Source organism: Prevotella sp. khp7 (assembly GCF_900109055.1).
Lineage (GTDB): Bacteria > Bacteroidota > Bacteroidia > Bacteroidales > Bacteroidaceae > Prevotella.
In genome coordinates this window covers 1-14,513 of sequence record NZ_FOIV01000002.1, presented here as the reverse complement: position 1 = coordinate 14,513, position 14,513 = coordinate 1, and the positions used below count along the sequence as shown (strand labels likewise).

Annotated in this window: 16 protein-coding genes and 1 rRNA gene; 2 read left to right on the top strand and 15 right to left on the bottom strand. The window is 45.9% G+C overall.

All coding sequences use genetic code 11. The features are described 5' to 3' along the window. Positions 1-6: 6 nt before the first annotated feature. The 10 genes from proB to BMX82_RS03740 all read right to left on the bottom strand — a co-directional run bounded on the left by proB (position 7) and on the right by BMX82_RS03740 (position 8,554). Entirely contained in the window at positions 7-774 is a 768-nt protein-coding gene (proB, locus tag BMX82_RS03785; RefSeq protein WP_036911675.1) for a glutamate 5-kinase, read from the bottom strand. Next, the gene (locus BMX82_RS03780; RefSeq protein WP_091766292.1) at positions 771-1,133 is read right to left on the bottom strand and encodes a YraN family protein; all 363 of its coding nucleotides are present in this window, start codon (positions 1,131-1,133) and stop codon (positions 771-773) included. The genes proB and BMX82_RS03780 overlap by 4 nt, the downstream gene beginning before the upstream one ends. 27 nt (positions 1,134-1,160) lie before the next feature. Then, on the bottom strand, positions 1,161-2,813 hold the full coding sequence (locus BMX82_RS03775; RefSeq protein WP_036911683.1) for an AMP-binding protein: 1,653 nt from the start codon (positions 2,811-2,813) through the stop codon (positions 1,161-1,163). A 6-nt stretch (positions 2,814-2,819) separates the two neighbouring features. Next, positions 2,820-3,377 carry a helix-turn-helix domain-containing protein gene (locus BMX82_RS03770; protein WP_036911685.1) on the bottom strand — a complete coding sequence of 186 codons (558 nt, stop codon included), beginning with the start codon at positions 3,375-3,377 and terminating at the stop codon, positions 2,820-2,822. Between the two features lie 13 nt (positions 3,378-3,390). Continuing rightward, positions 3,391-4,005, bottom strand: coding sequence for a LolA family protein (locus tag BMX82_RS03765; protein ID WP_143058306.1), 615 nt, complete (start codon positions 4,003-4,005; stop codon positions 3,391-3,393). Next, on the bottom strand, positions 4,002-4,781 hold the full coding sequence (locus tag BMX82_RS03760; protein ID WP_091766286.1) for a pyrroline-5-carboxylate reductase family protein: 780 nt from the start codon (positions 4,779-4,781) through the stop codon (positions 4,002-4,004). The genes BMX82_RS03765 and BMX82_RS03760 overlap by 4 nt, the downstream gene beginning before the upstream one ends. A gap of 5 nt (positions 4,782-4,786) precedes the next feature. Further along, positions 4,787-5,926, bottom strand: a complete 1,140-nt coding sequence (locus BMX82_RS03755; protein ID WP_091766283.1) for an aspartate aminotransferase family protein — start codon at positions 5,924-5,926, stop codon at positions 4,787-4,789. A 250-nt stretch (positions 5,927-6,176) separates the two neighbouring features. After that, positions 6,177-6,860, bottom strand: coding sequence for a hypothetical protein (locus BMX82_RS03750; protein WP_091766280.1), 684 nt, complete (start codon positions 6,858-6,860; stop codon positions 6,177-6,179). Positions 6,861-6,886: 26 nt separating this feature from the next. After that, positions 6,887-7,657, bottom strand: a complete 771-nt coding sequence (locus BMX82_RS03745) for an outer membrane beta-barrel protein (RefSeq protein WP_091766277.1) — start codon at positions 7,655-7,657, stop codon at positions 6,887-6,889. A gap of 36 nt (positions 7,658-7,693) precedes the next feature. Then, positions 7,694-8,554, bottom strand: coding sequence for a Cbp1 family collagen-binding glycoprotein adhesin (locus tag BMX82_RS03740; protein ID WP_036911694.1), 861 nt, complete (start codon positions 8,552-8,554; stop codon positions 7,694-7,696). A gap of 215 nt (positions 8,555-8,769) precedes the next feature. On the opposite strand from BMX82_RS03740, the gene BMX82_RS03735 reads away from it, so the two are divergent. Beyond that, entirely contained in the window at positions 8,770-9,912 is a 1,143-nt protein-coding gene (locus BMX82_RS03735) for an AraC family transcriptional regulator (RefSeq protein WP_177172009.1), read from the top strand. On the opposite strand, the gene argC is transcribed toward BMX82_RS03735, so the two are convergent. The 5 genes from argC to BMX82_RS03710 all read right to left on the bottom strand — a co-directional run bounded on the left by argC (position 9,893) and on the right by BMX82_RS03710 (position 13,855). Then, the gene (argC, locus tag BMX82_RS03730) at positions 9,893-10,858 is read right to left on the bottom strand and encodes an N-acetyl-gamma-glutamyl-phosphate reductase (RefSeq protein WP_036911698.1); all 966 of its coding nucleotides are present in this window, start codon (positions 10,856-10,858) and stop codon (positions 9,893-9,895) included. The two genes, BMX82_RS03735 and argC, sit on opposite strands and share 20 nt — an antisense overlap. Beyond that, the gene (locus BMX82_RS03725) at positions 10,855-12,057 is read right to left on the bottom strand and encodes an argininosuccinate synthase (protein ID WP_091766272.1); all 1,203 of its coding nucleotides are present in this window, start codon (positions 12,055-12,057) and stop codon (positions 10,855-10,857) included. Before BMX82_RS03725 ends, argC begins: the two co-directional genes overlap by 4 nt. A gap of 20 nt (positions 12,058-12,077) precedes the next feature. Further along, entirely contained in the window at positions 12,078-12,686 is a 609-nt protein-coding gene (locus BMX82_RS03720) for a GNAT family N-acetyltransferase (RefSeq protein ID WP_036911702.1), read from the bottom strand. 18 nt (positions 12,687-12,704) lie between these two features. Next, positions 12,705-13,181: an arginine repressor gene (gene argR / locus BMX82_RS03715; RefSeq protein WP_036911705.1), complete on the bottom strand. Its 477-nt coding sequence runs from the start codon at positions 13,179-13,181 to the stop codon at positions 12,705-12,707. An 83-nt stretch (positions 13,182-13,264) separates the two neighbouring features. After that, a complete protein-coding gene (locus tag BMX82_RS03710) occupies positions 13,265-13,855 on the bottom strand; it encodes a DUF4923 family protein (protein ID WP_091766269.1) in 591 nt (196 codons plus the stop codon). Between the two features lie 526 nt (positions 13,856-14,381). On the opposite strand from BMX82_RS03710, the gene BMX82_RS03705 reads away from it, so the two are divergent. Beyond that, positions 14,382-14,513: ribosomal RNA gene (locus tag BMX82_RS03705) — 16S ribosomal RNA — on the top strand; the annotation flags it as partial.

Here is a 14,513-nt window from a genome sequence, read left to right as displayed (position 1 = left end):
TCTCTTCTATGTTAGGAATTCTGTATGAGGCGTTGATTGCGGATTCTCAATGAGATCGATAAGTATGTTGTCACGAGTGCCATTAGCGATGATGACATGTATGCCAGCTGACTGTACATTGCTGGCAGTGTGATACTTAGAGTGCATACCACCACGTCCGAAGGCACTTTTCTCAGTCTTGATGTATTTTGAGAGGTCGGTGCATGGAGCTACAGTCTGTATCAGTTCTGAAGATGAATCATCGGGGTGACCGGTATAGATACCATCGATGTTAGATAGTAGAATCAGTGAGTCGGCTTTCATCATTTGGGCGATAAGGCCAGAGAGCTCATCATTATCAGTAAACATCAACTCGGTAACTGATACGGTATCGTTTTCGTTGACGATAGGCAGTACGTCGTTTTCTAACATGACCGTCATACAAGCTTGTTGGTTGCGGTACTGTTCGCCTGGTTGGAAGTTCTCTTTCATCGTTAGAACCTGTCCGACATGAATACCGAACTCACGGAACAGGTCGTAGTAAAGACCAACAAGTTTAACTTGGCCGACGGCAGAGAACAGCTGACGCTGCTCTACGCTGTCGAGCGAATGATCAACGGTGAGTTCGCGTCGGCCACAGGCTACAGCACCTGACGTTACGAGGATGACCTCGATATCCTTTTGTCGGAGCCAGGCAATTTGATCAACGAGTGCGGACATGCGAGTGACGTCCAACTTCCCGTCTGAACGTGTTAGCACGTTTGAGCCTACCTTAATAACAAATCTTCTTTTCATATTAATGTTACATCCATGATGTGATCGATTTCCGGCATATTGTTGCCTATCATTCCTACGATGCTGATGACATCGAAACGTACATTGGCATAAGCGCAATGTGACTTCACATAGTGATTGATGGCAGACTGCAATGCGAGGCGCTTCTTGTAATCGATAGCTTCCTCGGGGGCTCCATATAGCCTGTTACGGCGGGTCTTTACCTCTACGAAGACAAGTGTGTCGCCCTTTGTGGCAATGATGTCAAGGTCGTGATGCCCAGACTTCCAATCGCGCTCCAGAATCTCGTAGCCTTGGTGTTGCAAGAATTCCGATGCAACCTCCTCACCCCACCTTCCTAGTTCGTTATGCGCAGCCACAACTATTCGCTATTTACTTTTTACCATTTACTTCTCTGCATCCTTCTTGCGAATCTCTACGCGGCGGATCTTTCCACTGATAGTCTTCGGCAATTCATCGACAAACTCGATGATTCGTGGATATTTATAAGGAGCAGTTTCCTTTTTGACATGCTGCTGCAGTTCCTTGATTAAGTCGTCGCCAGCTTTGTCTTTCCATTCTTTTCCGAGGACGACGGTAGCCTTCACTACCATACCGCGGATATCATCGGGTACACCGGTGATGGCGCATTCTACTACAGCAGGGTGGGTCATCAGGGCACTCTCTACCTCGAACGGACCAATGCGATAGCCTGAAGATTTGATTACATCGTCGATACGGCCTTCGAACCAGTAGTAGCCGTCTTCGTCGCGCCAAGCCATATCACCAGTGTGGTAGATACCATCATGCCAAGCCTCGCGGGTTTTCTCCTCATCACGATAATACCCTTTAAACAGACCGATAGGTTTCTTGTCGCCTACGCGTACCACGATCTCGCCCTTTTCACCATCCTCGCAGCTGGTACCATCGGCACGCAGCAGGTCGATGTTGTACTGGGCATTGGGGATACCCATTGAACCGGGTTTCGGCGTCATCCAAGGGAAGGTGCCGAGGGTCATGGTGGTCTCTGTCTGACCAAAGCCTTCCATCATGCGGATACCAGTTTTCTCGTAGAACTTATCATAGACTGCGGGGTTCAGGGCCTCGCCTGCGGTGCAGCAGTACTGAAGGCTGCTCAGATCGTACTTACTCAAATCCTCACGAATCATGAAACGATAGATGGTGGGAGGTGCACAGAAACTGGTTACTTTATATTTTTCCATCTGGCGCAGCAGGGTGTCGGCATTAAACTTCTCGTGGTCGAATACAAACACAGTAGCGCCAGCAAACCACTGTCCGTAGAACTTACCCCATACAGCCTTACCCCAGCCGGTATCGGCTACGGTGAGATGGAGTGAATTCTCGTGCAGGTTATGCCAGAACACACCAGTGGTCAGGTGTCCCATAGCATAGAGGTAATCATGTGCAACCATCTTAGGTTCGCCGCTGGTTCCCGAGGTGAAGTACATAATCATCGTGTCTTCGTTGTTATTAACGAAGGCGGGGCGCTCGAACTTGGGCGCGTTGACCACTTCGGCCTTCCAGTTGTGGAAACCTTCCTCGTCGCGCAGCGTGATATATTGTTTCACCGTCGGACTCTCAGGCATGGCCAACTTGATCTGACTGATGATATAGTCGTCATCGGCACAGATGATGGCCTTTACTGAGGCGCGTGTGTTACGATAGACGTAGTCGTGCTTAGTCAGCATGTGGGTAGCAGGAATCACGATGGCACCAATCTTACACAGGGCCAGCATGACAATCCACCACTCATAGTGACGCTTCAGGATGAGCATCACGGGATCACCCTTGCCAATACCTAATGTCTGCAGGTATGAGGCCGCCTGGTCGCTCTGTTCTTTCAGTTGTGCATAAGTGGCACGTATTTCTTCACCCTGATCATTGGTCCAAAGTAGTGCTAACTTTTCGGGTGCCTCCTCTGCCCACGCGTCCATCACGTCGTAGGCAAAGTTAAAATGCTCTGGAACGATAAATTCCAGATTCTTATTGTAATCCTCTACAGACGTAAATTTAGTCTGCTTTAAAAATCTTTCTACCATATATTATTATTCAACTGTGAATGCAAGGAACTTAACGGGTTTGTCGCCTACGGCCAGCATGCCGTGGGGCTTGGTGGAGTCGAAGTAGATTGAATCGCCTTCCTCAAGAATGATGGTCTTGCCTCCGATGTAGAGTTCCATCTTGCCTTCGAGCACCATGTTGAACTCTTGTCCGGCATGGGTGTTCTTATAGATAGTACGTACACCAGGCTTTGGCTCTACGGTGACGATGAATACATCGGCCTTATGGTTGACAAAACCACCTACCAGCGACTGATATTTATAGGCCTTTGTGCGCTCGATAGACATGCCCTGACCCTTGCGAGTTACGTAGTAAGACTTCATATGAGGTGATTCTGCAAAGATAAGCTCTTCTGTCGAAACACCATACTTGTGAGCAATCTTCATCAGATTCGAGATGGTGATATCGAGCTCACCCGCCTCTATTTTCTCATACTTCTCCGACGAGATTCCGATGGTTTCTGCCATCTCGCTGACGGGGATGTCGAGTACGTCGCGCAAACCACGCAGGCGCTCGCCTATTTGTTTTAACTGTTCGTCCATATTTTATTTATTTTTATCGTTCGTCAATTATCTTATAATCTTTATATTTCTCCTTTGGGAATACGAAGAGCTGGTCGTCGATGCCACCCGCTTGGAAGTTGGCGAAGGTAATGGTGGCCCAGAATATGCTCACCTTGATACGCAACCGTCTGGGGTAGTAGCTACCAGGCGTGAGTAAGGCTTCAATGCGTTTCATCTTGACATTGGCCTTGGGCTTTGCTACGAGGGTGACAAGCAACATTCCGTCATCGGCTTTTGCAATGGAATAGGTGTAGCTGTCTGGCTCGAACTTGAACATCTGCAACTTCTCGTCCTTCTTATTCACCTTAGGGTCGTGGAGTTCCACAATCTTCTTGTTGGTCCGGACGATGTGCTTCAGTGTTCCATTGTCGTAGATGATAGTGTTCTTATGTTCAGAGACACTTTTTTCGCCTTTGTTGCACGAATAGCCTTCTTCCTTATAGACGTGGAGGATGTCTATCTTGTAGTTGAACTTCACCCCTTCCTGTCCATAGATATGGTTCCACGCTGTATTGAAGACGCGCTTGGCCTGACGGGCATTCGGGGTGTCTTGTGCCGAAGCAGTCAGACAGAAGAACATAGTCAGTATCAGCAGTGCCCGCCTCATTTCAGTCCTGCTTTCAGTCCGCGGATTACGGCGGAAGTGAAGCCTGCATGCTCCATCTCGTTGAGGCCCTTGATGGTAACGCCGCCAGGGGTGGTTACCAAGTCGATGGCTGCTTCTGGGTGAAGCCCACTGGCTTCAAGCAACTCTACGGCCCCTTTCATGGTCTGCATCACAATTTTTTTTGCGTCATCGGCCTTGAAACCGAGCTCTACGCCGCCCTCAGCTGCTGCACGGATATAACGCATGGCATAGGCGATGCCGCAAGAAGCGAGTGTCGTTCCTGCTGCCAGATGCTGCTCGTCTGTAATCAGCGTGTTACCCATCTCGTCGAAGATGCTGACAACTGTCTTGATATCCTCTTCTGAAGCACCTACCGGTACCACGAAGGTCATCGATGCCATCTCTGCAATGGCGATGTTTGGAATGGCAAGGAAGAGAGGGGGGCAGCTATTGCCTAACCACTGCTTGATGCTTTCTGAAGATACTCCTGCAGCAATCACAATCAGAATCTGCTTCTTGGGATTCAGTTCCGATTTGATGTCCTTCAGTACACGCTCCACGAGCCAAGGCTTGACAACTATGCACACAATATCGGCAGTGTCGGCAGCTAACTTGTTGTCTGTCGTTACACTGACACCCATCTTGGCGAATTTCTCCACCACAGCCAGTGACGGATCGCTCACGGTGATGTCTTCGTTTTTGAACTGCTGGCCCTTGATGAGGCCTTCAACAGTGGCGCCACCCATAGCACCAGCGCCTATCACTGCTATCTTCATAATCTTCAAATCTCTTCTGGTTTAACTCTTATCAGTCTTTCTATAAAGTCATCAGCCTCTGCTTTCGTGAGGCACAGGGGGGGCAGAAGGCGCAGGATGTTTTGTCCTGCACAGCCCGTAAAGCAGTGCTCATGCTTGATGAGAGGCTTGCGAACCATGGCATGGGGCATGTCCAGCTCAATGCCGATCATCAGTCCTCGACCACGTACCTCCTTGATGTGTGAACTGCCGATGTTCCTGATGCCATCCATCAGGTAGTCACCTACGACACGGGCATTCTCCACCAATCCCTCGTTCTCGAATACATCGAGCACAGCCAGAGCTGCAGCACAAGCTAAGTGGTTGCCGCCAAAGGTGGTGCCCAACTGTCCGTAAACGGGCTGGAACTCTGGTGAAATCAGTACACCGCCCATTGGGAATCCGTTTGCAATACCTTTGGCCACCGTGATGATGTCTGGCTTGATGCCTAGCCACTGATGGGCAAAGAACTTACCGCTTCGCCCATAGCCACACTGTATCTCATCGCAAATCAACACAGCACCATAGCGCTTACATGCGTAGGCCAGTCCCTGAGCAAACTCTGGCGTAGCCATCTGAATACCGCCAACACCCTGAATGCACTCTAGGATAACGGCGGCAACGCCACCCTTCGATAATTCGCGAACCCAAGGCTCGAGGTCGTTCAGAGGGAGGAATCGTGTATGATGGTTATCGTTGATGGGGGCGATGATCTTAGGGTTGTTCGTTACCTCTACTGCGAGAGATGTTCTTCCGTGAAAAGCCTTCTCGCAAGAGAGCACACGTGTGTTGCCTGTCTTAAACGATGCTAGCTTTAGGGCGTTCTCATTAGCCTCGGCGCCGCTGTTGATGAGGAACAGCTGGTAGTCGTCATAGCCGCTGATCTTACCAAGTCGCTCTGCCAACTCCACCTGAAGCTTATTAATCACTGAGTTCGAGTAGAATCCGATTTTACTGAGTTGCTCAGTCACCTTCTCAATATAGTGGGGGTGAGAGTGCCCTATCGAGATAACAGCATGTCCGCCATAAAGGTCAAGATATTCCTGTCCATTCTCGTCCCACACTTTACAGCCCTTACCCTTCGTAATGTTCACGTCGAAGAGTGGATAAACGTCGAATAACTTCATATACGTTCCTTTCTATACCTTATTATATATAATCGGTTGCAAAGTTACGGCAAATATCCGACAAATCGCAACATTCCACCATCTTTTTGCGTAAAATCGTAAGCAGCCCCTGCAAAACTGCATAAAACAAACATTTTCATGCCTTTGGAGGGTGCCGTACTAAACTGGGAGTTTACTCCGACTAAAGTCCGACTTTACTCCGAGTAAACTCCCAGTTGTCAAAAGGTAGATGTATAAAAGTTACATTTGTTTATTTGTTTTTCTTGAGCAAGCCTTTGGTCGTGATTTCGTCAAGTATAGCACGAGTAGAGAATGTCCATGATGCTGGTGATGCAACTCCGTCCTTATCTTTGAAGACACGGAAGTCACCAACTTCTATCAAATCATCGTCCCCATTGCTGTTCTTTTCGGTCATCACGAAAGCATAGTAGATGTTGCGGATTCCATCAGAAGCCTTTGTGCCAGAAACAACAAGCGCTAACTTGAATCTGACGCTTCCTGACTTTCCATTTGTGTCGAAATATACAGAGAAGTTATTGTCCTCTCCACTGATGAAGGCACCTGTAGCTTCGTTTGTGTTTCCATCATTGTAATCTTCGTACGACACCGTATTATTAGATGTATTTTGGTTATAGAACCTCATATATGCGTCATCCGCTGCTTCGCCGGGGTCATAATCATTAGTAGAGTCATAAACATTCACAGCGGGTGACATCACAAAGCAGCCTTCGACGTTTGGAGGATTGACTCCGTCATAGATTGCCATATATTTCTGCATTTTCTTGCGAATGTCGGAGGGAATCACTTTCTCAATGCGAACGTCCTTCTCGCCGTTGCCAGACTCTTCCTCGTCATCGCCGTCGCAGGCGGCGGTGCCGATGGCCATGAAAACGGCCATCAGCGTCATGCCGTAGAATCTATAAGTCTTTTTCATACCTAACTCCTTTCTTTGCCTGATTGTTAAAGATTCAAACCAAGGGTGATGTCAAAACCACGAATGGTGGTGTGGTCTGTAATCTTGGTCAGATCCATGTAGTAGCCAATGCCAGCTGTGAACTTCTGGCTGAAGCGAGCCTTGCAGCCTAAGTGTAGGCCAAGCTGGAAACGGTTCCAAGTGTCGTCACCCATGTCATCCTTTGAGAAATGATTGGCTTTCTGGTCACCAATCTTTGTCTGGGCCAGGATGTTAACACGTCCATAGATGCCTGCATAAGGTTGGATGGCAATAGCGTCGCTGGCTTCGAAAGAATACATTACGTTAATAGGAATCTTTACTGAAAGCATGCTGAACTTCGCGTCATGACTCTTGCCTCCGTGGCTATGGTGCTCGTCATAACCATAATAATAGTCGTCATAATCAGGATAGTAGTCTTCGTACTTCTCGCTCTTGAAGAAATACTGAGCGGCTGCACCAAATTCTAAGTAGAGAGGCGCGCTGATAGGCTTGGAGTAGAGGTAACCAAGAGAGAATCCTGTCATGCTTGTACTGCCTGAATACCCGTTATAGCTTACATGCATATTACTTGGATTGTACTGAAGAAAAAGGGTTCCGAAAGCTTCGTCATCAGAGGCACTGCTGTAGCTGACCTTCTCTTTGACAACCTTCTGCTGCTGAGGTTGCTGTTGCTTCTTTTTTGCCTGCATCTCGTCAAGGGTGATAACGTTTTGTGCACATGTAAAAGAGCCGAATGCGATGAGTGTGGCCGTTGTCAAAAATCTGAAATGTTTCATAATGCTGTAGTTTTTAATTAATAATAGGTGTATTATTTACTTCGTTTGAATTACGATGTACTTTCCGTTGCTCCAGAATGCTTCTGGATTCAGCACATGGAGCTCAGAACTGGTCTTACTGGTCTTTACGAATTCGTAGGCCGATGACGGAATGTTTGAGAGCATTTTGGGCTTTGCTGTTGGAATCTGCAAGCCTCCGAAAGTGCGTACATCAACTTTACTGAAAAGCTCTAGAGGCAGGTTGCCATAGTTTACCTTCGACTTGACAATGATGCCATTCTCCTTTAGAATCTTACTTGAACCCATTACGACATAGCCCGTATTCATCTTGGCATTCTGGGCTGCTATCTGTTTCTCTTGGGCTTCCACTTTCTGGCTGAGCTCTGTATTACCCTTACTGAGGTTGCTCACTTGGCCTCTCAACTGGGCTATGCTTACGTTTTTGTTTTCTATCTCTGCTCGTAGGCTCCTGATCATGGCATCCTTCTCCTCAATCTGTTGATTCAGAACAGCTATGAGTTTCTGGAGTTTTGCCATGTTTTCACCTTTCTCGTTGAGTTCACCCTCCAGATTCTTTACTTTCTTGCGGAGCTCACTCAGATTGTCTGCAAAAGCTTCGAGGTTTTTCTTCAATTGAACTTTATCCACCATCGTTCCCTCTTTACCTTTATTAGTATAGAAGAGCGCGCCTTCTTGCTTGGCAATGGTGTCGAGACCTTCTGCTAGAAAACTCACGTATTCTGTCATGTTAGAGAGATCCCCCTGATATTGAGCGTTTAAAGTCATGAGCGAGTCGACTTGTTTCTTCAGTTGGTCTGTATTCTCATTACTTCCACCACAAGCCAAGAGGAATCCAAAGCATAATGCACAGGTTAAATAGATTAATATTTTCTTCATTTTACATATGGTTTTTAGTTGTTGTTGCAAAGATAATCATTAATCCTCATAACGACAATTCATATTGCAAGAACTTATCGTGCAAATTCGCAGAAATTACACGTCATTTTTCCTTTTTAATCATGCAAATTCACAATTCTTTTGATTTTCAGGCACTTTTGAGAGTATGTTTTTTTGTTATTTAATAACTTTTGTTTATCTTTGTATCCATGAAAATGACATTGATACTCTCATTACCTGCCACGGTTTGTACTATCATGGCTTTCCTTTTGATATTGAATCTGCTGAGCAAATGGAATAAACCTCAGTTCAAACTCCTAGTGTTTATGCTTGTCTCAATGTTGCTTTATACGGCTCATTTCTTCTTTTTCAAAGGCTTGACTTATGCCATTCCGTTTTCTGATACCATATATTGCTTCTGTAATCCTGCTGTCTATCCCCTTTTCTATATTTATGTTGAAGAACTTACAGTCAGACATCCAAACAGACTTAGACATTTCTTCTATTTGTTGCCAGCACTTGTTTGCTTTGTGGCTGTAGGAGGCCTTTATTTGATGATGAGTCAGTCAGAAACGACTCATTTCATCGAACGATATTTGTATCACGATGAGTACACGCCGCTTCAAGGGCCTGAATGGTGGCAAGGTATTGCCCACTTGGTTGTAAAGATAGTCTTCGCACTTGAAATACCTCCTGTACTTTATTATGGATGGAAACGTATCTCAGAGTATAACCATATAGTGGAAAATAACTACTCTGATATTGAGGATAAGGCCGTCTCGTCATTACGTCCTCTGCTTATTCTCCTTGCAGGTGCCTCAATTGTATCTTTCATATGTAATGCCGTAGGACGTTATCATTTTTCTGAGATTGATTGGCTTGTAATTATTCCTGCTGCTGTCTTTTCTCTACTATTCTTGTTGATAGGCCATGTTGGCCTGAATCAGCAGTTCTCTGCCTGCGATATGGAATGGGATCTATATTCTCCAGAGGATTACGGATCGGAGTATACAAATGAATTGAGTTCAAAACTCGTCAGACTTCTTAACGAGGAACAATTCTACCTAAAACCAAATCTGAAGATAAATGATTTGGCCAGACGTCTTAATACGAATCGAAACTACATTTATAATGCTATAAACGTAGAGATGGGTATATCATTTTCGGAATTGATTAATCGTAAGCGTATTGATTATGCGGTACGTATGATAGATGAGTATCCGACTAAACATCTGAATGAAGTAGCCGTAGAATCTGGATTCTCATCTATCAGTACGTTCTATCGCAATTTTAAATTGTATAGGAGATGTTCTCCTAGTGATTTCCAACTAGAGGTTATTAGAAAGCAGAAGCTTTGAGGTGTAAGCCTGTGGTTTCGGCGATGCCAAACATGAGATTCATGTTCTGAACGGCCTGACCAACAGCGCCCTTCAACAGATTATCGATACATGAGGTAATTAGCAATTTGTTGCCGTATTTCTCAATATGTACCAATGCTTTATTGGTGTTCACTACCTGTTTAAGGTCGATAGCTTTATCACAATAATGTGTGAAAGCAGCATCACAATAAAACTCCTTATAGACATCGATAATATCTTCAATAGGAGCAGGAGTCTTGACTACTGCAGTACAGAAGATGCCACGAGCAAAGTCGCCACGATAGGGGATGAAGTCGATGTCTGCATCAAGATAGCCCTGTACCTGTTTCAAACTCTGACGGATCTCTGCTATATGCTGGTGTTGGAAAGGCTTATAAATGCTCAAGTTGTTGTTACGCCACGAAAAATGTGTTGTGGCTCCTGGCTTCTGGCCAGCACCAGTAGAACCTGTGATGGCATTTACTGCGACATCGTCTTTTAGCAGGTTCAGATGAGCAGCAGGCAGAAGTGCCAGCTGGATACAAGTGGCAAAACATCCTGGGTTGGCTAAGTGCTGGGCCTTCTGTATCTCAGCCTTGTTGATTTCGGGCAGGCCATAAACGTAATCGTGGTCGCCTTTGATGCGGAAGTCTTGTGCCAAATCAATGATTTTGACGTTGGTAGGAATGTTGTGCTCTTTGAGAAAAGCTTCGCTCTTGCCATGTCCGAAGCAGAAGAAAACCACATCAACCTTGTCGAAAGGCATTTCGTCGGTAAATCTCAAATCTGTCTCACCAATAAGTCCTTCGTGTACATCGCTAACCAGATTGCCTGCGTTGCTCTCAGAGTTGGCAAATATGATTTCAGCCTCGGGGTGGTTAAGCAGCAGGCGGATAAGTTCTCCGCCTGTGTAACCTGCCGCACCTAATATTCCTATTTTTATCATCTTTTTTCGTCTTTATGGATGCCATAGTAAACGCGGAGTGGTGTGCTCGATACCTTGATGAATCCCTTGGCCTCGTTAGCAGTCCAACCTGTCTGGGTCTCTCCATACTCGCCGAGCTTCGACTTTGTCAGGTCGTTGGCAGAATCGATACCAACGGTCTCGAAGCCGTAAGGACGGAGTTTCAGGATAGCAGTACCTGTGACATTACGCTGGCTTGATGTCAACATTGCCTCAATGTCTGGCATAACTGGCTCAAGATACTGACTCTCGTGAAGGAACATACCATACCAGTTTGCAACCTGGTCCTTCCAATATTGCTGCCATTTAGAAAGCGTTGATTTCTCCAAAAGGCGATGAGCTTCGATAATCAGTTTGGGAGCTGCGGCTTCAAAGCCTACGCGCCCTTTGATGCCGATAATCGTGTCGCCTACGTTGGCATCGCGGCCGATGGCGTAAGAGGCACCAATTTCTTCAATCTTTTGGATTGCCTTGATTTTATCGTCAAACTTTTCGCCATTAACAGCAACAATCTCGCCTTTCTCAAATTGGATTTTCAGTAGAGATTCCTGTTCTTTGGCCGTGACGTGTTTCAGGTAGGCGTCTTCTGGCAGTCCCTGTGTGGGGTCGAGCAATTCGCCACCACAGATGCTGGTGCCCCAGATACCTACATTATAAGAATACTTCAGTTTTGTGAAATCTGCGAAGAAACCGTGTTCGTTTAGATAGTCAACTTCTTCCTTGCGGGTCAGTTTCTTGTCACGAGTCAGAGTGATGATCTCTACACCAGGAGCCATCACGAGAAAGGTCATGTCGAAACGGATTTGGTCGTTGCCTGCACCAGTAGAACCATGTGCGATAGCATCAGCACCAATCTCCTTGGCGTAGCGTGCGATGGCGATGGCCTGGAAGATACGCTCACTGCTGACACTGATAGGGTAGCAGTTGTTGCGCAATACATTTCCGAAGATCATGTATTTCAGTGACTTAGCGTAATATTCCTGTGTTACGTCGAGGGTGGCATATTGTACTGCGCCCAACTTATAGGCGTTTTCCTCGTTTATCTTCAACTGCTCTTCACTGAAACCGCCAGTATTGGCGCATGCGGCATAGACATCCCATCCGTCCTGGGTCAGTTTCATGACAGTGTAACTGGTGTCAAGCCCACCAGAGAAGGCTACTACAACTTTCTTGTTTGCCATATTACTATCTAGTTTTTTTATTATTTCTTACCATCAATCTTTTTAATGCGTTCAATCACCTCGTCGGGTATCTTAGCGGGAAGGTGCTCTGTCGGATCGTAGAGCATAGCGGTACAGATGCAGTACTTGCGTCCCGTGCGGTGTAATACGTCTACGTTGACACAGCCTTCGCAGCCTTTCCAGAATGCCTCGTCGTCTGTAAGATCGGCAAACGTCACAGGCTGATAGCCTAGAGCTGTATTCATGGCCATCACGGCAGCGCCACTTGTAAGCGAGAATATCTTGGCGTGAGGCCAACGGGTGCGCGCCAGCGTGAAAGTCATGTCTTTGATGCGCTTGGCTACATGATGACCACGAAAGTCGGGATGGACGATCAGGCCGGAAGTCGTGACGTATTGTTGATTATCCCATGTTTCAATATAGCTAAAGCCTGCAAATGTGCCATCTTTTGCTAAAGCGATGACGGCTTTGGCTTCCATCATTTTCTTAGCGAGGTACTCGTGTGTGCGCTTGGCGATACCAGTACCGCGTACTTTAGCTGCCTCGGCTATTGTGTCCAGAATCGTGTCTACGTATTTCTCGTGCTCGGGTCCTGCTATAAGTACTTCAATATCAGATTCTTGTTCCATTGAATTTTTTGTTGCGAATTATTTCATGTTGGGTACAAAATCACTTAAAGCTTCTACGATTTCCTGTTGCTTGACACCTTCCTTAATAACAATAAAGATGGTGTCGTCGCCAGCGATGGTTCCTAATATCTCGGGAATGTCGCTGTTGTCTATATTCCATGCAATAGAACTTGCATAGCCTGGGCGAGTCTTGATAATGCCCATGTTGCCCGAGAAGTTAATGCTGACAAATCCAGGCACTTTCATCATCTCACGGATGCTGTTGGGAGTGCTCACTCGTTTGTACATTGTTTCATTGGGCAATACATACACATAGTTGCCACTCATAGATGCTGCCTTGGCTACTTTCAGCTGCTTCAGGTCGCGGCTTAACGTGGCTTGTGTAAGTTTGAATCCTTCCTTCTGCAGGGCATTCAATAGTTCGTCCTGGCTTCCTAATTGCTGGCTCGAGATGATGAGTCGCAGAGCCTCTAATCGGTTGTTCTTGACTTTCATTGCAGTATATTTATTCAGAAATCGGATGCAAAATTACATAATTTTTTGCATCCGACCAAATATTTCTGCATATTTTTGCAAAATTACTTTCTCATATCGAATCCGATACGTACGCCATCGTAGTTTTTGCTTAGTTCGCCGATAGTCTGTAGATCCTTGCTTCCGCTGAGCGCTGATGCCATTTGCAGGATGGTTAGTAACTTGTTTGCCTCGAAAAGAACAGATATGCCGCCGAGCTCTTTCTTGGCATAGCAGTTGGTGTTGAATAATAATGTTTTGAGGGTGATCTTCTGTGTCGCCTCGTCGAATGTGTATTGGCCCATCAGTGGCGTTCCTCCAACCTTTGCTGAAAACGAACCGTCTTCTTTAAACGTAATGACAGTGTTATTAGAAGATATGCCTACCTGCTGGTAATATGGCAACAACTTCTGCTCAATCTGGACGGCAGCCATCTCACCGCCTGCTTTGGCAAGGAGATTCTCACTCATGAAAGCGCATCCCGGACCGCTATAGTTCCATGTGCCAACAAGATTCTGAGCCTTTATTTTATCAAGGCCGATAACGCTTGATATCGCATTCGATACCCCTTGGCCACTCATCAGAGCGCCAAGATTGCCACAACTCATCATAAGGATACAGCCCAAAACTGCGATTCCGATTTTAATCTTTTTCATTATAGTATTTATTTTTTATTATATATACTTTGGTGCAAAGGTAGCAACTTTTCTGTCAGCCACCACGTTTTTATCAGAAATTAACTTTGTTTTCCTCGTAGTAAAGTGTCGTTTTCCTCGTAGTAAAGTTGGAGTTTGCCCGTAGTGTCCTTCTGGTTTGGTGGATCCTTCATTCTGTTCTCGCTCTATATAATATATAATAAGGTGAGTGTTGTTTTCTGCCTTGACATTTATCAAGAGGCTGAAAATAATCGCATAAAAATCGAAAATTTCTTCTGAAAAGTTTTGCCGGTTCGAAAATTCTTCTTACCTTTGCACCCGCTAACGAGGAAACGACCTCTGTAAGCAGGCAAAAAGAAAGAGTTCTTTGAAAGATTTACATAGACAGAAGTAGTACAAGAAGCGAGAGCAGAGATGCTCTTGGGTAGAAAGAAACGAACCGTTTCAATTTCTTGAATTTGGATAGTCGTTCTGAGACAGATAATGATTATTTTCTCTTGTAGAAAATATCGAAGATATAATTTATACAATGAAGAGTTTGATCCTGGCTCAGGATGAACGCTAGCTACAGGCTTAACACATGCAAGTCGAGGGGCAGCATAACGAAAGCTTGCTTTTGTTGATGGCGACCGGCGCACGGGTGAGTAACGCGTATCCA